The sequence below is a fragment of the Cronobacter dublinensis subsp. dublinensis LMG 23823 genome (assembly GCF_001277235.1).
Classification (GTDB): Bacteria; Pseudomonadota; Gammaproteobacteria; order Enterobacterales; family Enterobacteriaceae; genus Cronobacter; species Cronobacter dublinensis.
The window spans coordinates 3019479-3041821 of record NZ_CP012266.1 but is presented as its reverse complement, the minus strand read 5'-3'; the positions used below and the strand labels follow the sequence as shown (position 1 = coordinate 3041821).

29 protein-coding genes are annotated in these 22343 nt (G+C 54.6%); 15 read left to right on the top strand and 14 right to left on the bottom strand.

Going from position 1 to position 22343, the window contains the following annotated elements; genetic code table 11:
* Positions 1-96 precede the first annotated feature (96 nt).
* Positions 97-1614: a nitric oxide reductase transcriptional regulator NorR gene (gene norR, locus AFK67_RS13970; RefSeq protein WP_007734546.1), complete on the bottom strand. Its 1518-nt coding sequence runs from the start codon at positions 1612-1614 to the stop codon at positions 97-99.
* A gap of 156 nt (positions 1615-1770) precedes the next feature.
* Between norR and norV the strand changes: the two genes are divergently transcribed.
* Together norV and norW are read left to right on the top strand one after the other, a co-directional pair.
* Positions 1771-3207, top strand: coding sequence for an anaerobic nitric oxide reductase flavorubredoxin (gene norV / locus AFK67_RS13965; protein ID WP_007734544.1), 1437 nt, complete (start codon positions 1771-1773; stop codon positions 3205-3207).
* Between the two features lie 3 nt (positions 3208-3210).
* Positions 3211-4350, top strand: coding sequence for an NADH:flavorubredoxin reductase NorW (gene norW / locus AFK67_RS13960; RefSeq protein WP_007734542.1), 1140 nt, complete (start codon positions 3211-3213; stop codon positions 4348-4350).
* A 4-nt stretch (positions 4351-4354) separates the two neighbouring features.
* Here the strand turns inward: norW and AFK67_RS13955 are convergent, their stop codons facing one another.
* From AFK67_RS13955 to AFK67_RS13945, 3 genes are all read right to left on the bottom strand, one after another.
* Complete coding sequence (locus tag AFK67_RS13955) at positions 4355-4567, bottom strand: KTSC domain-containing protein (RefSeq protein WP_007734538.1); 213 nt, start codon at positions 4565-4567, stop codon at positions 4355-4357.
* Positions 4568-4826: 259 nt separating this feature from the next.
* Positions 4827-5744, bottom strand: coding sequence for a DMT family transporter (locus AFK67_RS13950; RefSeq protein ID WP_007734535.1), 918 nt, complete (start codon positions 5742-5744; stop codon positions 4827-4829).
* Between the two features lie 61 nt (positions 5745-5805).
* Positions 5806-6825, bottom strand: coding sequence for an iron-containing redox enzyme family protein (locus AFK67_RS13945; RefSeq protein WP_007734532.1), 1020 nt, complete (start codon positions 6823-6825; stop codon positions 5806-5808).
* 265 nt (positions 6826-7090) lie between these two features.
* On the opposite strand from AFK67_RS13945, the gene AFK67_RS13940 reads away from it, so the two are divergent.
* Complete coding sequence (locus AFK67_RS13940; RefSeq protein ID WP_032967715.1) at positions 7091-7489, top strand: VOC family protein; 399 nt, start codon at positions 7091-7093, stop codon at positions 7487-7489.
* Positions 7490-7515: 26 nt separating this feature from the next.
* Here the strand turns inward: AFK67_RS13940 and AFK67_RS13935 are convergent, their stop codons facing one another.
* Entirely contained in the window at positions 7516-8412 is an 897-nt protein-coding gene (locus AFK67_RS13935) for a LysR family transcriptional regulator (protein ID WP_007734529.1), read from the bottom strand.
* A gap of 100 nt (positions 8413-8512) precedes the next feature.
* Here AFK67_RS13935 and AFK67_RS13930 point away from each other — a divergent pair, with 100 nt between their 5' ends.
* The 3 genes from AFK67_RS13930 (at position 8513) to AFK67_RS13920 (ending at position 10516) form a co-directional block, all read left to right on the top strand.
* Complete coding sequence (locus AFK67_RS13930; protein WP_007734526.1) at positions 8513-9337, top strand: SDR family oxidoreductase; 825 nt, start codon at positions 8513-8515, stop codon at positions 9335-9337.
* A 317-nt stretch (positions 9338-9654) separates the two neighbouring features.
* Entirely contained in the window at positions 9655-10125 is a 471-nt protein-coding gene (locus AFK67_RS13925) for a hypothetical protein (protein WP_235047903.1), read from the top strand.
* A 43-nt stretch (positions 10126-10168) separates the two neighbouring features.
* Positions 10169-10516 carry an outer membrane protein assembly factor BamE gene (locus AFK67_RS13920; protein ID WP_032967713.1) on the top strand — a complete coding sequence of 116 codons (348 nt, stop codon included), beginning with the start codon at positions 10169-10171 and terminating at the stop codon, positions 10514-10516.
* A gap of 109 nt (positions 10517-10625) precedes the next feature.
* Here AFK67_RS13920 and AFK67_RS13915 read toward each other — a convergent pair whose 3' ends face one another.
* Positions 10626-11078 (bottom strand): MarR family winged helix-turn-helix transcriptional regulator, encoded by a 453-nt coding sequence (locus AFK67_RS13915; RefSeq protein ID WP_007734523.1) that lies wholly within the window; start codon positions 11076-11078, stop codon positions 10626-10628.
* 77 nt (positions 11079-11155) lie between these two features.
* Between AFK67_RS13915 and AFK67_RS13910 the strand changes: the two genes are divergently transcribed.
* Positions 11156-12235, top strand: coding sequence for an FAD-dependent oxidoreductase (locus tag AFK67_RS13910; protein ID WP_007734520.1), 1080 nt, complete (start codon positions 11156-11158; stop codon positions 12233-12235).
* 74 nt (positions 12236-12309) lie between these two features.
* Here AFK67_RS13910 and AFK67_RS13905 read toward each other — a convergent pair whose 3' ends face one another.
* The 8 genes from AFK67_RS13905 to AFK67_RS13875 form a co-directional block, all read right to left on the bottom strand.
* Positions 12310-13227: a LysR family transcriptional regulator gene (locus AFK67_RS13905; RefSeq protein WP_007734517.1), complete on the bottom strand. Its 918-nt coding sequence runs from the start codon at positions 13225-13227 to the stop codon at positions 12310-12312.
* Between the two features lie 398 nt (positions 13228-13625).
* Complete coding sequence (locus tag AFK67_RS13900; protein WP_007716884.1) at positions 13626-14810, bottom strand: phage integrase Arm DNA-binding domain-containing protein; 1185 nt, start codon at positions 14808-14810, stop codon at positions 13626-13628.
* A 1-nt stretch (position 14811) separates the two neighbouring features.
* Positions 14812-15021, bottom strand: a complete 210-nt coding sequence (locus AFK67_RS13895) for a hypothetical protein (RefSeq protein WP_007716881.1) — start codon at positions 15019-15021, stop codon at positions 14812-14814.
* Positions 15022-15056: 35 nt separating this feature from the next.
* Positions 15057-15332, bottom strand: coding sequence for a hypothetical protein (locus AFK67_RS22120; protein WP_007716879.1), 276 nt, complete (start codon positions 15330-15332; stop codon positions 15057-15059).
* Positions 15322-15714: a hypothetical protein gene (locus tag AFK67_RS13890; protein WP_032966860.1), complete on the bottom strand. Its 393-nt coding sequence runs from the start codon at positions 15712-15714 to the stop codon at positions 15322-15324. Before AFK67_RS13890 ends, AFK67_RS22120 begins: the two co-directional genes overlap by 11 nt.
* 132 nt (positions 15715-15846) lie before the next feature.
* A complete protein-coding gene (locus AFK67_RS13885) occupies positions 15847-16671 on the bottom strand; it encodes a YfdQ family protein (RefSeq protein ID WP_007716876.1) in 825 nt (274 codons plus the stop codon).
* 31 nt (positions 16672-16702) lie between these two features.
* Complete coding sequence (locus AFK67_RS13880) at positions 16703-17074, bottom strand: YfdP family phage-associated protein (RefSeq protein WP_007716873.1); 372 nt, start codon at positions 17072-17074, stop codon at positions 16703-16705.
* Positions 17075-17347: 273 nt separating this feature from the next.
* Positions 17348-18043, bottom strand: a complete 696-nt coding sequence (locus AFK67_RS13875; RefSeq protein ID WP_032966864.1) for an XRE family transcriptional regulator — start codon at positions 18041-18043, stop codon at positions 17348-17350.
* A gap of 97 nt (positions 18044-18140) precedes the next feature.
* Here AFK67_RS13875 and AFK67_RS22115 point away from each other — a divergent pair, with 97 nt between their 5' ends.
* From AFK67_RS22115 to AFK67_RS13845, 8 genes are all read left to right on the top strand, one after another.
* Positions 18141-18398 carry a helix-turn-helix transcriptional regulator gene (locus tag AFK67_RS22115; RefSeq protein WP_071602701.1) on the top strand — a complete coding sequence of 86 codons (258 nt, stop codon included), beginning with the start codon at positions 18141-18143 and terminating at the stop codon, positions 18396-18398.
* A 30-nt stretch (positions 18399-18428) separates the two neighbouring features.
* On the top strand, positions 18429-18965 hold the full coding sequence (locus AFK67_RS13870; RefSeq protein ID WP_015740892.1) for a YmfL family putative regulatory protein: 537 nt from the start codon (positions 18429-18431) through the stop codon (positions 18963-18965).
* A gap of 193 nt (positions 18966-19158) precedes the next feature.
* Positions 19159-19326 (top strand): DUF4222 domain-containing protein, encoded by a 168-nt coding sequence (locus AFK67_RS22110; protein WP_015386538.1) that lies wholly within the window; start codon positions 19159-19161, stop codon positions 19324-19326.
* Positions 19323-20219 (top strand): conserved phage C-terminal domain-containing protein, encoded by an 897-nt coding sequence (locus AFK67_RS13865; protein ID WP_053532904.1) that lies wholly within the window; start codon positions 19323-19325, stop codon positions 20217-20219. Before AFK67_RS22110 ends, AFK67_RS13865 begins: the two co-directional genes overlap by 4 nt.
* The gene (locus AFK67_RS13860) at positions 20216-20452 is read left to right on the top strand and encodes a PerC family transcriptional regulator (RefSeq protein ID WP_007728837.1); all 237 of its coding nucleotides are present in this window, start codon (positions 20216-20218) and stop codon (positions 20450-20452) included. Before AFK67_RS13865 ends, AFK67_RS13860 begins: the two co-directional genes overlap by 4 nt.
* Positions 20452-21630 carry a phage N-6-adenine-methyltransferase gene (locus tag AFK67_RS13855; protein WP_007728839.1) on the top strand — a complete coding sequence of 393 codons (1179 nt, stop codon included), beginning with the start codon at positions 20452-20454 and terminating at the stop codon, positions 21628-21630. Before AFK67_RS13860 ends, AFK67_RS13855 begins: the two co-directional genes overlap by 1 nt.
* Positions 21627-21956, top strand: a complete 330-nt coding sequence (locus AFK67_RS13850) for a LexA family protein (protein ID WP_007728842.1) — start codon at positions 21627-21629, stop codon at positions 21954-21956. Before AFK67_RS13855 ends, AFK67_RS13850 begins: the two co-directional genes overlap by 4 nt.
* On the top strand, positions 21953-22336 hold the full coding sequence (locus AFK67_RS13845; RefSeq protein WP_038883190.1) for a RusA family crossover junction endodeoxyribonuclease: 384 nt from the start codon (positions 21953-21955) through the stop codon (positions 22334-22336). The genes AFK67_RS13850 and AFK67_RS13845 overlap by 4 nt, the downstream gene beginning before the upstream one ends.
* The last annotated feature ends 7 nt before the right edge of the window (positions 22337-22343 follow it).

The following is a 22343-nucleotide window of genomic DNA, read 5'->3' as shown; positions in this document are numbered from 1 at the left end:
GGTATTTGCAGGTGTTTTATTATCAGCGCCGCCCTTTTTGGACGGCAGGGACGGGCGATGGTACAGAGCAAGGCCGCAAAACGCCAGCCTTGCGGGTTATTTCAGGCCAAGCTTGCGCGCGAGCCGGTGCAGGTTGCCGGGGTCCATTTCCAGAAGCCTGGCGCAGGCCGCCCAGTTATCACCGGCGACCTGCAACGCGCGCTGGATGTAGTCACGCTGAAACTGGCGCGTGGCGTGCTGGAGGTTTTCTATCTGCGGCGCGGCAGGCTGCGGGGCCGCGACAGGCGCGGGGGCAGCGTCGCCGGGGGCGAAGTGGTGCGCCAGCAGCCGCAGTTCCGGGCCACGGCTCTCCGCCTGTGCCACGATAATCGCCCGGTAGAGCGCATGTTCCAGCTCGCGAATGTTGCCTGGCCAGCGCTGCGCCAGCAGCCAGGCGCTCGCCTGCGGGCTCAGCGCGACCCGTTTGAGGCCAAATTTCACGCGGCATTTTTCGCAGAAAAAGCCCGCCAGCAGCAGGATGTCCTCGCCGCGCTCGCGAAGCGGCGGCACATGCAGCGGAAAGACGCTCAGGCGGTGATAGAGATCGGCCCGAAAGCCACCCTGTGCGACGGCTTCACGCAAATCGCGGTTGGTGGCGGCGATGATGCGCACATCCACCCGCAGTGGTTTATCTTCGCCGACGCGCTGCACGTCGCCATATTGCAGCGCGCGCAGCAGCTTCGCCTGGAGCGTCAGCGGCAGTTCGCCCACTTCATCGAGAAACAGCGTGCCGTTGTCGGCGAGCTCAAACTTGCCGCGCCGGTCGTGGATGGCGCCCGTGAACGCGCCTTTCACATGGCCGAACAGCTCGCTCTCCGCCACGCTTTCCGGCAGGGCGGCGCAGTTAACGTAGACCAGCGGGCTTGCGGCGCGGGCGGACTGCATGTGTAGCTCGCGCGCCACCAGCTCTTTACCGACGCCGGTTTCGCCAAGTACCAGCACGTTAAGATCCGACGGCGCCACCAGCGTTATCTCTTTTTTCAGCTGCTGCATCGGCGCGGATTCGCCAATCATTTCCAGACGCTCGTCCGGCTGCACGTTCTCCAGCGCCCGGCTGAACGGCGCGGCGGTTTTCTCCAGTTGCTCCATCAATAGCGCGTTATGCAGCGCGCTGCCCGCAAGGCTTGCCACGCCGCGCAGTTCGTCGTCGCTGTAGGCGTCAAACTGCGTGGCGCGCATGCCGTCGAGCGTCAGCGCGCCGATAAGCGTCTGCCCGGAGAACAGCGGCATCCCCACGCAGGCGTGCACGTGCAGCTCCTGGCGCTCCGGGATCAGCCCGTCGTAAGGGTCCGGCAGGTCGCTGTCGGCGGGAAAGCGCACCACATCGCCGGCGCGGGCGATGGCTTCAAGACGCGGATGCGCGGCGAGGCTAAAGCGGCGGCCCATGACGTCCGGCGCGAGGCCCGCTGTCGCCAGCGGGCGAAACTGGCGGTCTTCATAGCGCAGCAGGGCGGTGGCGTCGCAGCGCAGCAGGTGATGGATACTCGCAATCATGCGGTTAAAACGATCGCGCCCCGGCAGACCGTTTTGCATATCAACGGCGAGTGCGGCGAGCGCGTGAGCGGAAAGCGTCATGGTGTCAATTCCACAATGGAGTGTCAAAATCACAATAGCCCGCAATTGTATTTTTGACAATCATGAAAATAAAAAACATTTAAAATCAATAGAATAAAAATTGGCACGGACACTGCAATACGTCATGCATATCGCTTTATTGCAGAGGAACCGTTAATGAACATTCAGGTAAAAAACACGATTTTTTGGGTGGGCCAGCGCGACTGGGAAGTGCGCGATTTTCACGGCACCGAATACAAAACCTTAAAAGGCAGTAGCTACAACAGCTACCTCATCCGCGAAGAGAAAAACGTGCTGATCGACACCGTCGACCACAAATTCAGCCGCGATTTCGTCAATAACCTGAGAAGCGAAATCGATCTCGCCGATATCGACTACATCATTATCAACCACGCCGAAGAAGATCACGCGGGCGCGCTCTCTGAGCTGATGAACTGCATCCCCGATACGCCGATTTACTGCACCGCGAACGGCATCGACTCCATCAACGGCCATCACCATCACCCGGAATGGAATTTCCACGTGGTGAAAACCGGCGACACGCTGGATATCGGCAACGGCAAAAAGCTGATATTCGTCGAGACCCCGATGCTGCACTGGCCGGACAGCATGATGACCTACATGACCGGCGACGCGGTGCTGTTCAGTAATGACGCCTTCGGCCAGCACTACTGCGACGAACATCTTTTCAACGACGAAGTGGACCAGGCCGAGCTGTTCGAGCAGTGCCAGCGCTACTACGCCAATATCCTGACGCCGTTCAGCCGTCTGGTGACGCCGAAAATCACCGAGATCCTCGGCTTTAACCTGCCGGTGGAGATGATTGCGACCTCTCATGGCGTGGTCTGGCGCGACAACCCGACGCAGATTGTCGAGCTGTACCTCAAATGGGCGGCGGATTATCAGGAAGATCGCATCACGATTTTCTACGACACCATGTCCAACAACACCCGCCTGATGGCCGATGCTATCGCCCAGGGCATCGCGGAAGTGGACCCGCGCGTGGCGGTGAAAATCTTTAACGTCGCCCGCAGCGATAAAAACGAAATCCTCACCAATGTGTTTCGCTCCAAAGGCGTGCTGGTCGGCACCTCAACCATGAACAATGTGATGATGCCGAAAATCGCAGGTCTGATGGAAGAGATGACGGGGCTGCGTTTTCGCAACAAGCGCGCCAGCGCGTTTGGCTCACACGGCTGGAGCGGCGGCGCGGTAGACCGTCTCTCCACTCGCTTACAGGACGCCGGGTTTGAGATGTCGCTAAGCCTGAAAGCCAAATGGCGACCGGACCTCGACGCGCTGGAAGCGTGCCGCGAGCATGGCCGCGACATCGCGCGCGCCTGGGCGCTCTCACCGCTGCCTGTCGCGACCGTGACCGCGCCCGCCGACGACAGCGGCGTGGCGTTTCAGGAACCCGACGAACCCGTAGGCCAATGCATGATCTGCACCGTCTGCCAGTGGGTATACGACCCGGCGCAAGGCGAGCCGAATCAGGATGTCGCGCCGGGCACGCCGTGGGATGCCGTGCCGGAAAGCTTCCTCTGCCCGGAATGCGGCATCGGCAAATCGGTTTTTGACGTGTACGAGGGCTGAATCATGACCCAGGATCTGATCGTTATCGGCTCGGGCTTTGCCGCCCGCCAACTGGTGCGCCACCTGCGCCAGCAGGACAGCACGCGCGCAGTCCGGGTTATCGCGGCGGACAGCGGCGATGATTACAACAAGCCCGATCTCAGCCATGTTTTCACCAACGGGCAGGGCGCGGACGATCTCACCCGTCAGCCCGCGGGGGAGTGGGCGGAGCAAAATAACATTCTGCTGCATCCGTTCACCCAGGCCACGGCGATCGACAGCGCCGCGCGCACCGTGGTGACAACTGCCGGAACCTTCCCCTGGCGACAGCTGGTGCTCGCCACCGGCGCGCAGGCGATACTACCGCAGGTCGAGGGCAGGGAACTGATGTTCACGCTCAACAGCCAGCAGGAATACCGGCGCTGCGAGGCGGCCTTGCGCGACGCGAAACGCGTGCTGCTGCTGGGCGGTGGGCTTATCGGCACTGAGCTTGCGATGGATCTCAACCGCGCCGGGAAACAGGTGACGCTGGTGGATACCCGTACGAGTCTGCTCTCGTCAGTACTGGTGCCGGAAATCAGCGCGCGCCTGCAAACGGTGCTGGCGCAAAACGGCGTAGCGCTGCGACTCGGCACGGGGCTTGCCTCGCTCGCGCGCCATCACGACACGCTGGCGGCGACCTTAACCGACGGGCACCTGCTGTGCGTGGATGCGGTGGTCTGCGCCATCGGGCTGCGCCCGGAACTGACGCTCGCGCAAAGCGCGGGTCTCGTCACCCGGCAGGGGATTGTGGTGGATGACCGCCTCGCCACCAGCCACCCGGATATCTACGCGCTCGGCGACTGTGCGGAGATCCGCGGACGACTGCTGCCGTTCTTACAGCCTGCGCAGCTTTGCGCCATGACGCTTGCCAGAAACCTCAGCGGCACGGCGCAAAACCTGACGCTGCCTGCGATGCTGGTGAAAGTGAAAACGCCGCTGATGCCGCTGCACCTGGCGGGCGACACCGCTAACCGCGAGCTGGACTGGGAGATACGCGTCACGCCCGGCGGCCTGGTCGCGCGTGGGCTGGACGGACAGGGCTCGCTGCGCGCGTTTGTGGTGAGCGAGGATCGTATGAAGCAGGCGTTTGGGCTGCTTAAAGAACTCAACGCGAGCGGCTGAGCGGTTATTCGACGCGCTGGTAAGGAAAGCGGTCTTTGATGGCTTTGCGAAAATAACGCCCCTTCGACAGGGCGCGGCCCAGCGCGAGATACACCTGCTCCGGCACGTTCTGATAGTGATAGACCGCGCCGTTATGAAAGGCGATTTCCAGCACCCGGCTGTCCCAGTCATACCCGACCGACGCCAGGCTGCGGGAGATGACGGTTTCGCGTTGCATGTCGCCCTCGCGCCTGATGAAAAACTGACAATAAGTATAGCGTTGAAACGCGCCGCCCCGGCGCAACACCGATTTGAGGAGAATTACGATGCGTATCCCACAACATAAAGTAGTTCGCCACGCTCATAGCCGTTCGACAGAGAAAACCAGCCGTAAAGGCTGGTTTTGAGTGCGGGCAACGTTAGAGTGAGAATTCGCGTCGTCACGCCCGCTCACGCCAGAAACGTCGGCGGCGTTACGCCGGGGATCGTGCGGGTGATTAGCGTTCCATCACGCCGGGGCTGATTTTCGCTTCATTGCGATACGAACAGCAGACGATGCCAAAGACGATCAGTACCATGGTGATGATGTGATAGCTTCTGAGTTCATTGCCTAAAAACACAATGCCCATGATGCCGCCGGAGAGGGGAATAAGATGGGTGTAGATTTCACTGCGGGTCGTGCCAATCAGCGACACCCCTTTATTCCAGAACACATACGACAGCCAGGACGGAAAAATAATCAGGTAGAGAATACCGGCAATAACTGCAGGCGAAAGGGTGTAAATCACGCCCCGATAATCCTGTGCCAGAGTGGCATGCAGAAGAAACATCGGCACCAGAATTATCGTACCGACGAGCGAACTGAAAGCGACAAACGAGGTGTTTTTCACGGTCTTGTCTTTCAGGCGTAAAAACGCGCAGTAAAACGCCCAGCTCAGCGCGGAGATAATGGTTAACACATCGCCTAAGCCAAAGGTCTTGATATTGCCGCTGCCGCCTGCGCTGGAGAACGCGAGATATAACACCCCGCCCGTACTGGCGATCACGCCGATAATATTGCGCGCCGAAATGCGCTCGCGAAAAATAAAATGGTTGATAAGCAGCACAAGACACGGCGTGCTGGAGATATAAATCGCGGCATTCAGGGAGGTCGTGTACTGAAGCCCGATATATAAGCTCAACGGGAAGCTGACCTGGCCCAGAAAGGACAGCAGCGTATTGATGCCGAGATTTTTCCTGAGCGCGGCGAAATCAACTGAAAACCGACGCCAGTAAAGCGCGAGCATTAACGCGGTGGTCGCGCCCCAGCGAATAAGGCTTAAACCGTAAGGGTCCACATACTGGACCAGAATATGCCCCACCACATAATTTCCGCCCCAGAAAATGGCGGCGAGAGCGAGCAGTAAATAGGCCACGGATTACCTCTCGTTCAGCATAAACAAAGACCCGGAGAGGTTCTCCGGGCCGGTATCGTCATCACAGCGCGAGCAATTTTTGCATCAGCTGATCGTAATAGCGCTCGGCGGTTCGCAGGCGTAATAAGCTGCCCAGATAAAACTCTTTGCGGGTCGCCGGGTCGCGATTGGCTATCACATCAATCACGTTATAAAGCCAGTCGTCACCGTGTTTAATATCGATAGTCATGTGCTCGGTATAGTATTTCACATCACGATCGATAAGCCCGAGGCGCAGGCAGCCATTCACCAGTCTGGCATACTGGGGAGGGTCTAACACCTCCGTCATCGCCATCACGCCAAGCAGTTTGTAGTAGTGCTTGCGGTTAACGCAGCCCAGCATAAACGCGTTATGACCGGCCAGCGCTTCCGTGCCGTACATATCGATATAGTGATTGCCGGGCAGGGTAATATCCTGGCGCGCCAGAACATCCTTATAGAGATTGACGTGCGTGAAGACGTTATCGCCGTGGCCTATCTCATCCCACAGGTTTTCGCTGATGGTGCCGCGCGTTTCCGGCTGCGAGCCGATAAGGGTATAAGCCACCAGGTCAAAGAAAATTAAGTTCAGGGCGCTGTCGCTTTTAAAAAAATAATAAAGCTGTTGGGTAGAGGCATCTTTTTCAAGAAACTCGAAAAGAGGATGATGTGATGCATTATGCGCGTGCCAGACCGTTTTTAAATAATCGCCGAAATGTTGTGAGGTATTGACGTCATCCGGGATTTCCAGCCCGGCGAATTCATTCTCCATCCACTGCTGTTCGATAGCGTTTTTAATTTCCAGCACGACGTGGTCGTATTGTTTCGCTGCGGGCGCTGATAAAGGATGAGACAGTACGCTCTGGTAGATAATAAATAAAGCATGCTGCGCTATTTTCTGATCGACCGCCGAGTGCTCGTGCCAGGCGCGCTGAACAATCTTATGAAGCATGCTCATTGAAGGTAAATCAGCGCTGTCGCCGTTTATATAGGCAAGCAGGCTTTGGGTGAAACCATAAATATCATCCGTAAAAGCGGGTTCGATTCTCTGCAGGTTAAACATGGCAATTTCCTTGTTTTTGACGCGGTTATTTTGTGGTTATTGCTGTCTCTGAATTTGTGATTTGGGTCACATAAAAAAGGATATATTTTATCAAAAAAAGCTTAACGGTTTTGTAGTGACGATAAGGCATGGCTGAAAGCAAAATATATTGGAGTGGGTGAAGAGTGATACCCTGATGAAATTATTATTGGCTGAAAAAGGCCCGTTGATGATAATGGGGCGTTGAAATACTCAGGCGCGGCCTCCCATAAGGCAGGATATAAACATGTTGATGTACACGACGATTGGAACCCACGATCCAGACCGTATGATCGCGTTTTATGACGCGATTTTTAAGGTGTTAGGCGTGTCTCGTCTCCCTTCCTGGACCGAAGGCTGGGCAACCTGGGGAGAGCCCATTGAAACCGGCTTCAGTTTTTGCATTTGTGAGCCGTATAACCAGCAGAAGGCAACGGCGGGTAACGGCACGATGTTTTCATTCCGGGCGGCAAGTGCCGCGCAGGTCCGAGAATTCCATGCCGCCGGCCTCAGGCATGGCGGAAGTGATGAAGGACGCCCCGGCATACGAGAAGCCTACGGGCCAGATTTCTATGTCGCTTATCTCAGAGACCCGGACGGACATAAGCTCGCCTGCGTATGTTATCCCTTTCATCCTGAAACGTAACGATGAATGAAGAGAGCCTGCGTAATTCAGGCTGGCGGGGCGGCTTTAATGGCATCCACGAACAGCCGCAGCGCGACCGGCATATGACGATGGTGCGAAAAATAGAGCGCAAGCCCCTGTGAGGCGATAGTCCAGGCTTCCAGCAGCCGTACCAGTCGTTGTGCGGCAAGCGCCTGCTGTACGTAGCGCTCCGGCACATAGGCCACGCCTAATCCGGCGGCGGCGGCCTCGGCCATTAGCGCACTGCTGTCGAGCGTCAGGCAGCCCGGTACATCCAGCGCCAGTCGCTGCCCCTGCTGCTCATATTCCCAGTGATACCGTTTACCGCTCGGTAGCCGCTGGCGTAAGCAGATGTGCTGCATCAGATCCTGCGGATGCTGAACTTCTGGTCTTGATGCCAGGTAACCGGGCGATGCTACCGTTACGAAGCGCAACGGGCCACTCAGGGGGATCGCCACCATATCTTTTGGCACGTCTTCAAAGAGCCGTATGCCCGCATCAAACCCTTCATCAACAATATCCACTAACTGACCCTGGGCGACGAAATCCAGTTCAATGGCCGGATAGCGCTGTATGAAAGCCGGCACTATTTTTTCCAGCAGAAGGCTGATGGCGGCATCGCTCGCGCTAATACGCAGTGTGCCGTAGGGCTGATGATCGCTTGTGGTCACCTCATTGAGCAGCTCATCCATTTGCATCAGCAGCGGCGCCAGGCGTTGCATTAGCCTTTCACCGGTTTCGGTCAGCGCCACGCTTCGCGTCGTTCGATGAAAAAGCCGCACGCCAAGCGTGTTCTCCAGCCCTTTGATGGTATGGCTGAGTGTTGAGCGTTTAAGACCGAGGACATCTGCCGCACGCCGAAAACTGCGCTGCTCGGCCACGGTTTTCACCGCCAGTAATTCACTCCAGGACGGGCGTTTCATTGTTTAATTTTCCCCACCATCCCATGCCGGTTTGGGGAGATTATGCCATCAATCAGGCGGTTTAAGATGAACACTCGTTCACTAAACGGAGATGAAAGCGATGAAAACCTGGCTCATTACCGGCGCATCGAGCGGTCTCGGCCGCCTGATGTGTGAAAGTCTGCTGGCCCGTGGCGACCGGGTAGTGGCAAGCGTCCGGCGTGAGGGCGCGCTGGAGGATATGCGCGCGCACTATGGCGAGCAGTTGCAGGTCATCATGCTGGATATCAGCAAAACCGACACAATCAAACCCATTATTGAGGCGGCATTCGCCAACGCCGGAAGGATTGATGTTGTGGTGAGCAATGCGGGGTACGGACTGTTGGGCGCGGCGGAAGAGCTCAGCGACAGTCAAATTAAACGCCAGATTGCCACCAATCTTATCGGTTCCATTCAGCTGATCCGCGCGGCAATTCCGTTGCTGCGCCAACAGAGCGGCGGCCGTATTGTGCAGCTCTCCTCCGAAGGCGGGCAGATAGCTTATCCCGATTTCAGTGTGTATCACGCGACCAAGTGGGGCATTGAGGGGTTCGTCGAAGCCGTTCGTCAGGAAGTGGCGGCATTCGGCATCGACTTTCTGTTAGTCGAGCCAGGGCCGACCGCAACAACATTTGCAGCAGGGCTGGATATCGCCGATGCATTACCCGTCTATAACGACACTGACGCAGGGAACCTGCGCAACGCGCTTACTCGTGGCGAATTCGCGATTAAAGGCGACGCGCGAAAATGCGTGGCGGCGATAATCGCGGCGGCAGATGCTGCGAACCCGCCGCTGCGCTTACCACTTGGCAGCACGGCGTACCAGAATATTGAAACGGCGCTCAGTCAGCGACTGGACGCGCTGCGGGCAATGAAAAATGTGGCATATAGCGCAGACAGGCAGTAATAGCCCATCACCTTCATCATCGGCATAAAACCAGCCGTTAAGGCTGGTTTCCCGGTTGTGGAGCTGCACGAAGAGGATAATCTCTGGCCCTGACGATAACGCAGCGATGCACAAAATTAACAACAGTGAGACTGTGAGAGAAAAGCGGACGCTATACCTGCATGATAAGAGGTGATAATTAGAACATTCAAACAGCTCACACCTTTTATTTTTTCTAAAGAAAAAGAGAACCCTGCCGATGCATATTATTTATGGGATTTCACCACCTGCTTCTCATAAAGCAAGCGATTTAATGTAAGCGTAACATGGATTTTACAATGATGAATTATTCTATTAAGACTAATATTAAAGCTGCTGTACTATCTGCAGTTTTATTATTGGCTGGTTGTAGTGCAATATTCCCTAAGCCCGCTCTGTATGTTCCCCCACACAACACACCAGATGTCGCGAAGATTCGCCTGATGGGCGCGCCTATGAGCTATGCGCTATATCAAAAAGATAGCGCCGGTAAAGAAACCGGAGGCTGGGTTCAGGAGCATAGCGCTTACGTCAATATCTTCCTTGGAAATACCCAGGATCTGGGCTTTCCCAAACTCAAGCATAAAGATTACAGCGACACTTTTTTCGAAACGACGCTACTCCCGGATCGTGAGACAACTATCCATCATTCTTTATACGATGGTTGCACCGTTGCTCTGACTATTACTCCGAAAAAAATGCGTTATATGAGATTCATTACAGTTACGGAGATAAAACAGGTTACTGTGTCATTTATGCCAGGGAAATAAAATACGACCCTGATATGGGTATTTATTACGAGGATAATGTGAAGTGAAGGTGAAATATTCCCTTTTGCTGGCATTCACTACGATCGCGCTGAATGGTTGTATTGCCAATGTAGACAGGACACGAGCCACCGATTTATATAATCATTCAGAGAAGGATATCCGCACCAGTATCATAGTGGGTCAATCCACCAAAAAGGATGTACTGCTGCTACTTGGGGCTCCTGCCACGCCAAAAGAGTTCAAAACCGCTCGCAACTGGATTTATGCCTCAAGCGTTGTCGATCGCCGTCTCTATTTTTTTATACCCATAATCAGGGACAAAGATCAGCTTCTGTTACTGGAGTTCAATAACGAAGGTGTAGTGAGTAAAATGTATTATACCGAGAAGTAATTCATCGGCAGGCGTAATACCTGCCGTATTTTTCTTCACGGCACATAAAGATTTTGCTTACATAGCTATATAGTCGTTAACCGCAAGCAGCCAGGCCCGCACAGGTTCATTAAATAAAACCGCTGTCGGACTGTCGTAATCGCCCGGTGATAGCGATCAGCGCCTGCACCTCTTCTGGCGTCAGCCTGTCCAGAAAATGTTGCCGCACGCTTTTAGCATGCACGGGCCGCGCCACGGCGAGATGCTCGCGCCCGGCGTCTGTAATGCTGACTGAAATGCCAGCCGGGCTGTTGCGATGGCGCTGAACCAGCTCTCGCGTCGCCATACGGGAAAGCTGGTGTGAAAGCCGGGATTTATCCCATTCAAGATATTCCAGCAGCTCACGCTGAGTCAGCATCCCGGCGGGGCTTTTACTGAGCGTCATCAGGACGGTGAAATCCGGCCCGGACAGCCCGGTGGCCGTAGTGATATCCCGGACGACACGCCCGGTGACAATTTCTGCAAGCCGGCGATATCCGCGCCATGCCTGCCACTCTTCTTCTGAAATCCCGGTATGACTCATCGCGTTCTCATTTTTTGGGTTGATGTATCAACTTTACGGTCATAGAGTATTCTTTTTAATGGCTGAGGGATACAGGCGTGTCGGACAAACTTAACGTCGCCATCGTTGGCGCAGGCCCGGCAGGCCTCACTGCCGCCGTCATATTGCAGCGCAGCGGCGCTGAGGTAACGGTATTTGAGGATGAATCGGCTGCTTTCGCGCGCAGCCAGGGGGGCTCGCTGGATTTGCATCCTGACAGCGGACAGGAAGCGCTGCGCAGAGCGGGTCTTCTTGAGCAATTTATGAATATAGCCAGGCATGAAGACCAGGAAAGCCGGCAGGTGAACTACCGTACCGGTGACAGTGAGCCCGGCGAGCTTGAGCCGCCAGGCGACATCAGTAAGCCTGAAATTGACCGCGGCGAGCTGAAAAAATTGCTCCTGAACGCGCTCTCACCGAGGACAGTCCAGTGGGCGCACAAACTCCATTATGTTGACTATGGCCTTCAACGAAAGCACGGGCTGATGTTCAGCAATGGCAAACGTTATGAAGCGGATATCGTCATCGGCGCGGACGGGGCCTGGTCGCGGGTCAGGCCTTATCTGACGCCCCAGCGTCCATTCTATACGGGCATTACCTTTTTCGAAGGCTGGGTAGCGCAACCCGGCGCGCGTATTGACCGCATTACCGGAAAAGGCACCGTTTTCAGCTTTGGTGGCGCTCAGGCTCTGGTTACGCAGCGCAATGGCGGGGGACGGGTGTGCGTTTATGCCGCCATCAAACAAGAAACCGGTGTTATTGACGAGGGGATAGCGTCCTGCGGCATCAACGTTTTTGTGCGTGAACACTACCGCGACTGGTCTCCTGACCTGCAGGCCGTGGTGAATGCCGCCGGGGATTATCTCAGGCGGCCGATTTACAGCCTGCCGGCGGATTTTGGCTGGGCTCCACGCCCGGGTATCACGCTCATCGGGGATGCCGCTCACCTGATGCCGCCTGTTGGCGTAGGGGTTAATCTGGCAATGCTGGATGCGTCAGACGTTGCGCTGGCCCTGTGCGACGCATCGCACCCGCTGAACGCTTTACGCTATGCGGAAACAATCATTATGGCACGCGCGCGCGACATCATGCCCGCCGCGATAACCGGCTTTCAGGACTGGTTCTGCGAGAAAATTTAGGCTGACGATAAAGGGATGTCGGGCATAGCGGGCAGCAAACAAAATATCCCGGGCGGTGGCGATGCCCTATCGCGTTATGTTGCCAGGGGGAGCGCGCTTAATTTCTGCTGCATGAAATCAATCAGCGCGCGTGTTTTCGCGGGTAAGAAACGTCTGTCTGAATACAGCGCGAACAACTGCAACGGGGCGGCCGATTGTTCAAATTCAATCTCAATTAACCGTCCATCGTTAATATAGGGCTGGCAGGCGTGTTTTGACAAAATGGCAAAACCGACGCCCGCTATCGCCGCTCGCCCGGCCATCTCTCCGCTGTTGGCCCGATAATGACCTTTTACCTTGATGGTCTCGAATCCGCCTTTTTTATTCACAAACTGCCAGGGCGCGCCTTTCAGCGCACTGACGGTTGTAATACAGGGCAAGGTTTCAAATTGCCGGATATGTTCAGGGGTGCCATAACGCTGAATGAGGGAAGGGGCGGCGACGATGGTGCAAGGAATGGTCATCAGGTGTCGGGCGATATAATCACTGTCGTCCATCTGCCCACGGGTAATAATGACGGCTAAATCCAGGTCATCCCGCAGGGATTCTAAACCTGACAGATTGGTGATACAGCTAATTTCCAGTTCCGGGTACTGGCAGGCGAAATCGGCAATAACAGAGCCCAGCAACGCAGGGCCGATTTCATTGGGAATGCAGATGCGTAGTGGGCCTTTGAGCTGCATTTGCCGCAACGTTAATTCTGTCTCCGTTTGCTCAAGCGCGTCCAGTAATGGCTTCGCTCGTAAGTAGAGCAGGTGCCCCGCCTGGGTAAGCTTCATATGCCGTGTGCTGCGCTCAATAAGCTGAAGACTGAGCTTCTCTTCCAGCTGTGAAATAGCGCGGCTGACATTGGAGGTGGGCATTTCGAGCACTTTTGCCGCCCCCACAAAACTTTCTTTTTCCACCACGGCGACGAAGACTTTCAGGGTATTAAAATCAAGAGCCGGACGCATCGACTATCCCATATATGATAATAATGAGCGCCATCTTTACCATACAATGAACATTGTTGATACCGGTTAAAGGCGAACAGCTTGCTTGCCATGTCGCGTTGCTGTCAAAGGGGGTTACTGGGTTTGAAGGGGAATGGAAGGGAGGAGTGACTCTCACCATCGCCATATTGCAGGCATAAAAAAACCAACCGCAACGGGTTGGTTTTCTTGGGATTTTTTGGTCGGCACGAGAGGATTTGAACCTCCGACCCCTGACACCCCATGACAACGACTTAAACTCCTTCAAAGCCGCGTCGCACAAGGCTTTATGCGTCATTCCTATGTATATGCAAATAGTGCATTTTTTGCAAAGTCCTCACTAAATACATCAATCACTTAGCCCCTTATTTTACCTTCTATTACGATGCTGTTTTTATCTCGCCATGTGGTACGTAAACCCAATCAATATGGTTCTCTGTGTAGATCTTCGTTGACTTCGCATCGCTGTGCGCCATGCGGCCTTGAGGGTCAATTCCTTGCTTATTGAAAAGGAAAGCAGAAAGCGCCCTGATCTCGTGAAAAGTTGGTCGCTGATCCTCGGGTAGATTCGACCCTACGCCTACTTCATCGCGCATTGCTGAAAACGAACGGCTAAGATAATCGGGCGCAACTTGTGTCGGATGTCTTACCTCTTTGCTTGTGGGGTTGCTTCGCTTCAATGGAAGACGATGCACTACATAAGGGCTGGCCACATTATCCCGGCTGCGCTCGATGATATCCCGCAGCACTGTCCCGATCGGTATAGCCACGTGGGAGGCTTCTTTATGCTGCACCTTCTGGCGGTGAATGTAGAGCGTGCCGAAGATTTCCCCTTCTGGCTCTGGAAACCATACACATCCACACACGCCTTCGCTTGGCTGTTTAATGGAATAACGAATGCGCGAGACTTCAAGCCTTGCATGCGTGGTTTGCATTGCCAGATCCATGGCTGTTTGCAGCCATAACGGAGCGGCGCGGTGTATTTTGTTGAAGTCGTCCAAGGTGAGACGGTGGCGAGTTTTCGAATCGACCCGACGCATTTTTTTGCGTTCGGCAGGGTTATCCATCATAAGCGACTCATCGACCGCATAGCTGAAGAGCTTTTTAAGAAAGCTTACTTTCCTGTTCTGCACGTTCGCTGATGCTTCGCTGTGGTATTTTTTGATATAGCCGTTAACATGCTCCAGATCGATATCGCAGGCGTAAATATCAGCGAAAAACTCTTTCACTCGCTCAATATCATTCAGCCAAACAGCCTTCGCATCTGTGCCTGGGTTTTCATCGCGAATAGCTCTATCTAGTAGCGCTTGGACGTGTTCCGCAAACGGTCTGGCTTCGCCATTAATGCCTCCAGACTCTCGAACAAGGCTTTCAATAGATGGCATTGATTCGGGCCGCATGCGGAGGTTATATTCGCGTGCAATAGCGATCGCCACAGCCCGATCGGTACCAATATTTTTTCTCTTCCCGGTAATGAGTTGAAACCGGTACTGCCCGGTTTCTTTGTCGAAATAGAGGTAGTCAGGAAAATGTCTGTTTTCCCTTTTTCGTGGTCTGCCGGCCATCTTAATCCTCTTGAATTAGCCTGCGAACGTTTTCACTGATCATCGAGTCAACGCCCCATTGTTCGCCAGCGCATACCCAGACCATACCGTCTACGATGCGCCCGCGCAGCAGGCCGTTTTCTACCCAGCGTTTAATCGTTCTGTTATCTGGAACCGAACCTGGAATAAACTCACGCTTCCCCCAGGCACTCGCTTTCATTAACTTGGCCATACGCTCTCTCCACACTTATACCGGCTGCACCCGGTTTATTGCCTTTTAAAAGCGCAAGTGGAGCACCCGCCGCGGGCACCTTCCACACACACCTCACATTTTGCTGCGGGAGTCCATACGTTGGTTTTCTGACTCACCGCCGCGCTGTTTCTTTCAATATCCAATAGGCGTTGTCGTTCAAGCTTCTTGTTTCGTTCTTTCATCGCCTGCACAGTAATGGTCAGCAGATCCACATCCGTGACGCTGCCATGCAGAATTTCTGCGATACGCTCGACGATTGCGCGGTAATCTGTTTTTTTGTCATGATGCACCGCATTCGCTCAATGAATTTGCCAATGCGACCAGAGCATCATGCAGTTCAGTTGCGCCAGCTGTACGCAGCTCTGCTTGTTCATAACTAATATCCAGTCTTTCCATTACGCAGTCAGTATCCAGATAGTCAGAGCAGGTATCGATCGCATTCCTGATGCCTTGCGACAACTCGCTGGTAGTTTTTTGTAGTAGACAGGAGTTCTCCGCCGTCAAGGCTTCGCACAGCTTCGTCTTTTCGTTTAACACTACAACTAAGAGATCGAGCTGCCCGGCCATACGCTGAACAAGAGAGGCGGCTTCATGCATACCGTTCTGCGTGCCCAAAAGCACCACCAGCTGGTGGCCTGATTTCGCGAGCTCCTTCGTTTTTTCGTAATTCAATGCGTGTTCCTCCACTTAGCTTTGCGCTGCACCGCGCTGAATTTTGGTTGAGCGAATCCCTCACCAGATGGCGATAAAAAAAGAATTACGCTTCACTAAATGCCCCTTATGCGGGGCATTTAAGGCAGCGAATTAAGCTGAGAATTGGCCAATAAACGTTTCTACCTGGCTGTCTTTGAATTTTTCAATCAGCAGGTCGCGAAACTCTGCAGCCATTTCTTCCTGTTGGGCTTCGAGCTGGACGATGCGCAGAACAAGAACCGGACGGTCGCCACCGATAATGCTCAGACGTAACTTAAAGCGACGCTCAGCCAGACCTTCAAACGGCACGCAGGTAAATTCAAAGGCTACCGGCATGATGTCCTGCGTTCTGGCTTCTACGCTTTCCATCAGGGAGCGCTTGCCGCTGAAGTCACCATCTTCAAAGTCAGCTTTCTGAATCGACTCGATGGAGATTTTGCGAATTGCCGCAGCCGACTTCTTCGCATCAATCGGCTGGCCGTCGGCGTCAAAGCCGATCAGGCATTCAGACCAGTCTTCCAGCAATTCGGCCAGCTCTTTCTGTGTATGGCGGTCGCCGTTGATGCAAAGCAGTGCGGAAAAGGGCGCGGTCTTCTTCAGCGCCAGCAGCGCGGTATTATCAGCGTGGCCGGGTTTATCCAGGGTTCCGAGGTTAAATACCGCAACAGCACGCATATCTTCGGCATTAATAAAGCAACGGGTACCCTCTGCAGCGTAGCCAGTAGAGTAGCGGGCAAAGTCTTCAATGCTGGCGGTCAACATTTTGCCGCGAAATCGAAAGCGCTCCAGGCAAAGGGATTCCAGACTGTCGATTCGTGCGCCCTGCGGAACAACGGCTGCGGGGCAGTCCACGCTTTCAAGCTTTTCTTCCATAAAACGGGAGAGGGTCAGATCGCCAATTTTATCGATCGCAGTTGCGTCTAAAGAGTGGGACATGGTTATTCCTTAACTGGTTGAATGGTAGGATTTACTGCTTGGCACGCAGCTTCGCATCAGGATCACCAGCCAGAGTAAAAAGCTGGCCCTGATCTTCCTGCAGAATGGAAAGCTTGCCGCCGCGGTTTACGTACATCGGCGTCTCGGTGGTGTCTTCCTCCGAGGATTTGCCGCGTGGAGTGGGGCGCATATATGACAGCTTGTGCTTAATCATCACGCGCTTCTCTTCGACGGAATTGCTCATGCGGTCGAGCTCAAAGGTCACGGTAACTTTTCCTTTGGTGCCGTTGTTCAGCACGCCAAATGCAACTTCGCTGAGTGCCAGGGCGATTTTGTTTTCGAACACCCCTCCGTCCAGTTCGCCCAGAAACTCAGGCACTTTGGTCAAACGTTCATTACTCATCGGTTTACCCTCAGAAAGGCGGCTGCAACCGCCGGTCGTAGTTTCTCCACACAACACAGAAGAGCACCTACGGTTAGGAGTTCCGCCCGGGTGGATTGGGTCATGAGCCGGTCACCCAGTGATGCTCTTGTGTGCTGTGTAAATTGGTTGTTCACACTCCACGTACAGAAAATAATTCTAAATTGCGAATTACGCAAGTGTTAATTGCATATTGCGCAATTTTTGAGGGTGAAAAAAAGGCCGCTTGTGCGACCTGTTATTGTGTTTCGAGGATTAGCCGTGCCTTTTAAACGCCTGCGATTGGCTTATCAACACCTTTCCATAAATATAGAAACGATGCTCGTTACTCTTGTCTATGCTCCATTCTCGATATTTAGGATTGTCTGAAATAACAAGAAGTTGGTCTGGTATCATTTGGAGGCGTTTAGCGTAGATTTTTCCATCAAAACCAAAGGTGTAGATGCCGTCACCATCAAACTCATTAATCGAGACATCGACGAAAACTAAGTCACCAGGCTCAATGGTGGGCGACATACTATCGCCACGGACGTTTATCACTTTAACGTTTCCAGCGGATCTACCACCAAACATCGCTAAAGCTTTTTCGTGGCTGTATTCAATCGCCTGAATAACATCGATCACATCACTTCCTTGTATATAACCCACCCCAGCACTTGCGCTGGCATCAAGAACTTCGACTCTAAACACATCGGTACCCTCTCCGACTGCGGAATCTGGTTTACTGTTTTTATATACAGTAGTCTCATTGTCGGTCGAGGTAAAGAGGTCAGCGACAGTTACGCCTAAAGCTTGCGCTAATCGATTAAGTGTCTGTTCTGTAAATTGCTTTTGTTTACCTGTTTCAAGACGAGAAATATTCGCCGCATCCACTTCAACGGCGTCAGCTAATTCAGCAATTTTCATATTCTTCGCCAGGCGAAGCTGTCTAACTCGATTTCCTATGTTCATGCGCATATTACATGTCCATTTTGCGTTTCATGCAAAGTAACTTGCGCAAGATTACAACATGCAATAACATGCGTAATACGCAAATATAGGAGGCGTTATGCAATCCCCATTGAGAAAATTGCGCAATTCGCACGGTTATACGTTATCTCATGTTGCTGGCGGTGTTCAGGTTGACCCTGCCACGCTAAGTCGCATCGAACGTTGTGAGCAAGTTCCTTCCGTTGAGTTGGCTGAAAAGCTTGTGAAGTTCTACGACGGGGAGATAGACGAATTGCAGATTCTTTACCCCAGCCGTTATCAGACAACCGAACAAGAAACAGCCAAACCCGGCAACGCCAATTTAGCGGCAAATTAATCAACCGTTAACTACCAAAAGGAAAACAAGATGGTAGACAACATCAAAGCAGCAATCAGCGCGATGTGTAAGGCGCATCCCGCCGGCCGCCTCGGGATGGCTGCTGATCTCGGCATGAGCATCGACACCTTTCATAACCACATGTACCAGAAATGCGGCAGCCGTTTCTTTACGCTGGCCGAACTTGAGCGCATGGAGGACCTGTCCGGCATATCGATGCTGGCGGAATATGCCGCGGCGCGCGTCGGCAAACTGCTGGTGGACGTTCCGAAGCCGGAAAGCATGGACAACGTGGACCTGTTCGCGATCGACATGAAAACCAGCGCGGCGAAAGGCCAGCTGGCGCAGGCGCAGATTGAAGCGGCTGAGGATGGGGTAATTGACCGTCATGAACGCAAAAAGCTCTCTGAGCTGTTTCGCAAGACTATTCGCCACCAGTTCCACGGATTCATGGGCTTTATGGCGCTGTATGGGGTTTCAGACCAGGCAGTAGAAGTATTTATGAGCACCAGAAAAGGTGACGCCCCGAGTGTGCAGCTCGAGGCGTCGGGCGCGTCTTTTCAATAGTGGAGAAACTACGCATGAACAGTTTAACAACACGTTACCGCAGGTCGCAACTTATTGCGCTGCCGGTACCGGGCGGAGCCGGTCCGGTGCAGTACCGGTATGCAGTGAGAGTATCAGGCCACTGTGTGCCCGTCAGCTACCAGCTCGTTCAGCAGATGGTAGGGGAGTTTAACCGCCAGGCGGAGGCTTTCGCGTGCAGGAACTCAACAGACGATACCGCGACTGGCGGGGAACTGAAGTCCACGTCACCGGTTACGACCCCGAAAAACGACAGGTTATCTTCCGGCGCGCGGGTTACCCGCACGACTGCATGCAGCCTGTTGAGCGGTTCCGCGAGAAGTTCAAAAGGGTGGATGCATGAGCGTTAAGTTATCAGCCTACGTCTGGGATGGCTGCGCGAGTGCCGGAATCAAAGGCACGAAGCTGCTGATCCTGGCGCGCCTGGCTGATTTTTCCAGCGATGAAGGTATCAGCTGGCCCAGCGTCGACACCATCGCGCGCCAGATTGGCGCCGGTCGCAGCACCGTTATTACCGCAGTTGGTGAGCTTGAGCGTGACGGATGGCTGACCCGTAAAGAACGCCGTCAGGGCCAGCGCAGCGGTACCAACATCTACACGCTGAACGTGCCGCGCCTGCGCCAGGCGGCTGCCGGTGCTTATTCTCAGGGTCCAGTTTCTGAACATTCAGAATCTGGACGTTCAGAATCCGAAGGTTCAGAAGCTGGACGTCCAGAATCTGAACGTCCGGAAAACCGCAAAAATCGGGCTTCTCAGGGTCCAGAATCTGGACACGATCCGTCAGTAAATTCAAAACAAGAACCATCAGATAAACAACCTTCTTGTCAGGTTGCCCGGCAACCCGACGCTGAGCAGCTGATCACCGATAAAGCGATTGCTGTGCTGAAGTACCTGAATCTGGTCACCGGCGCGCGTTACCAGAACTCGAAATCCTCACTGGAGAACATCCGGGCCCGGCTGCGCGAAGGTCATTCGGTGGACGACCTGCAGCTCGTTGTCGACTACAAGCACGAGCACTGGCACGACACGGAAATGTACGACTACATGCGCCCGCAGACGCTGTTCGTCCCGGGCAAGCTTGAAGGCTACCTGCTGAGCGCTACCCGCTGGAAAGAGCGCGGACGCCCGCCCCGCCAGCAGTGGAAGCAGCGCAGTGTGCAGCGCGACGACAGCGCATTTAAAGCCAGCTATGCCGGTGTTGATTACAGCCAGGTTCCGGAGGGGTTCAGATCATGAAAAACGAGAAGCTGAAACACGAAGTTTTTGAAGAGCTGGCCTGCCAGCTGGAAAGACAGCATCTGTGGCGCCGCGCCGCACATGCCTACCTGGCTGCGTTCGATGCCTCGAAGAGTAACCGGGACCGCGAACGGCTGGCGAAGAAGCGTACCCAGTGCCTGAAGATGAGCAACCGCGTTGGTTACGTAGAAGGCCGTTGCTATCTGGCCGGTAACTATGTGGGGGAACTGTGATGCACACGTTGTATGTTTATAACCAGGCGCTGGCGGCGCTGCGCAGCAAACCGGCTCACGAACTTAAGGAAGTCGGCGATCAGTGGCGTACGCCGGACAATATTTTTTGGGGCATCAACGCCATGTTCGGCCCGCTCGTACTGGACCTGTTCTCTGATGGCGAGAACGCCAAATGTGATGCTTATTACACCGCCGAAGATAACGCGCTGACGCAGGACTGGTCCGCGCGTCTGGCCGAGCTCAACGGCGCCGCGTTCGGCAACCCTCCGTACAGCCGCGCATCCAGGCACGACGGTCAGTACATCACCGGCATGCGTTACATCATGCAGCACGCCAGCGAGATGCGGGAAAAAGGCGGGCGGTACGTCTTTTTGATTAAGGCGGCCACCAGCGAGGTCTGGTGGCCGGAAGACGCGGATCACATCGCCTTTATCCGTGGCTGTATTGGTTTCGATCTTCCGTCCTGGTTCGTCCCTAAAGACGAAAAGCTGATCCCGTCCGGCGCGTTTTTTGCGGGTGCCATTGCGGTATTCGATAGGACCTGGCGCGGCCCGGCAATGAGCTACATCAGCCGTAACGAGCTGGAAGCGCACGGCGACGCGTTTATTGCACAGATACGCCGTCAGGCTGAACGCCTGCTGATGAGTAACCGCCCGGAACCCGATGAGGATGAAACAGATCTGCATTCAGAAACTGAGCCGCAACTGCAGGCTGCTGAAACAGAGTTGCCACTGACCGCAGCCGACATCCTGGAGCGAAGCGGCGTTGAGGTATGGGCCTGCGCATGCGCGGCGTTCGGCAGCAAAGAGACGTATGCCTTTCATGAATCCCGCTTTGCTCACAGCTGGGCCGCCGATTCTGTGGAAAGCCCGATGCTGGTGACGGTGACCGCAGATGTCATTTCGCGCGCGCAGTCGCTGATTAAAGAGCATCACAACGGCGTGAAGCTGCGTGCTTTTATGGCCCTCCATGATTTTGTCTTTCAGGACGATGCGGAGCGGAAAGACATGCACGAACGGCTTGCGACGGTCGCTCGCGAAGCTGAAGAGCAGCATGGCCTGGCGATGGATGAGGTTCTGCTGGTTGTCGGCGCAATTGACACCACGCACTGGCGGAACATTCGGCAGCTTAGAGCCTCCGTTCGCGAAATGGCTGGCGCGCGGGAGAAAGCGGCATGAATTCTGCCTCTGCTTTAACTGTCCGCCAGCAGGAGGTGCTGGATATGCTCGCGGATTTCCAGAGACGAAACGGTTACCCGCCGACACAGAAAGAAGTGGCCCAGCTGATGGGGGCCGCTTCACCCAACGCTGCGACCGACATGCCGCGTACGCTGGAGAAGAAAGGCGCCATATCGTTATCAAAAGGCGTCGCCCGCGGCATCACCATCAACGGCATTGCCAAACAAGATGAAGCAGTTTCTCTGCTGCGTGCGATGGTAGAAGGTGAAGCCAAATCGCGCGATCGCGCGGTGGCTTTCCTGAAAGCGCGGGGTGCCATTGCATGAAGCTGACCCTGCCTTTTCCTCCCAGCGTTAACAGCTACTGGCGCGCCCCGTCTAAGGGGCGGCTAAAAGGCCGTCATCTCGTCAGCGCCGACGGGCGCAAATATCAGAGCAATGCCGCAGCGGCCGTTTTTGAGCAACTGCGGCGCATACCCAGGCCTGTCACCAGCCTGCTGGCGGGGGAGGTGGTGCTTTACCCGCCCGACCGGAAACGCCGCGATCTGGATAACTACCTGAAGGCACTTTTCGATGCGCTGACGCTGGCCCATGTCTGGGAGGACGACAGCCAGGTGAAAAAGATGCTGGTGGAATGGGGTCCGGTAACCAGCAAAGGGAAGGTGGAAATCACGATCAGTAATTTTGTGGCGGGTGCAGCCGCCTGACAGATGG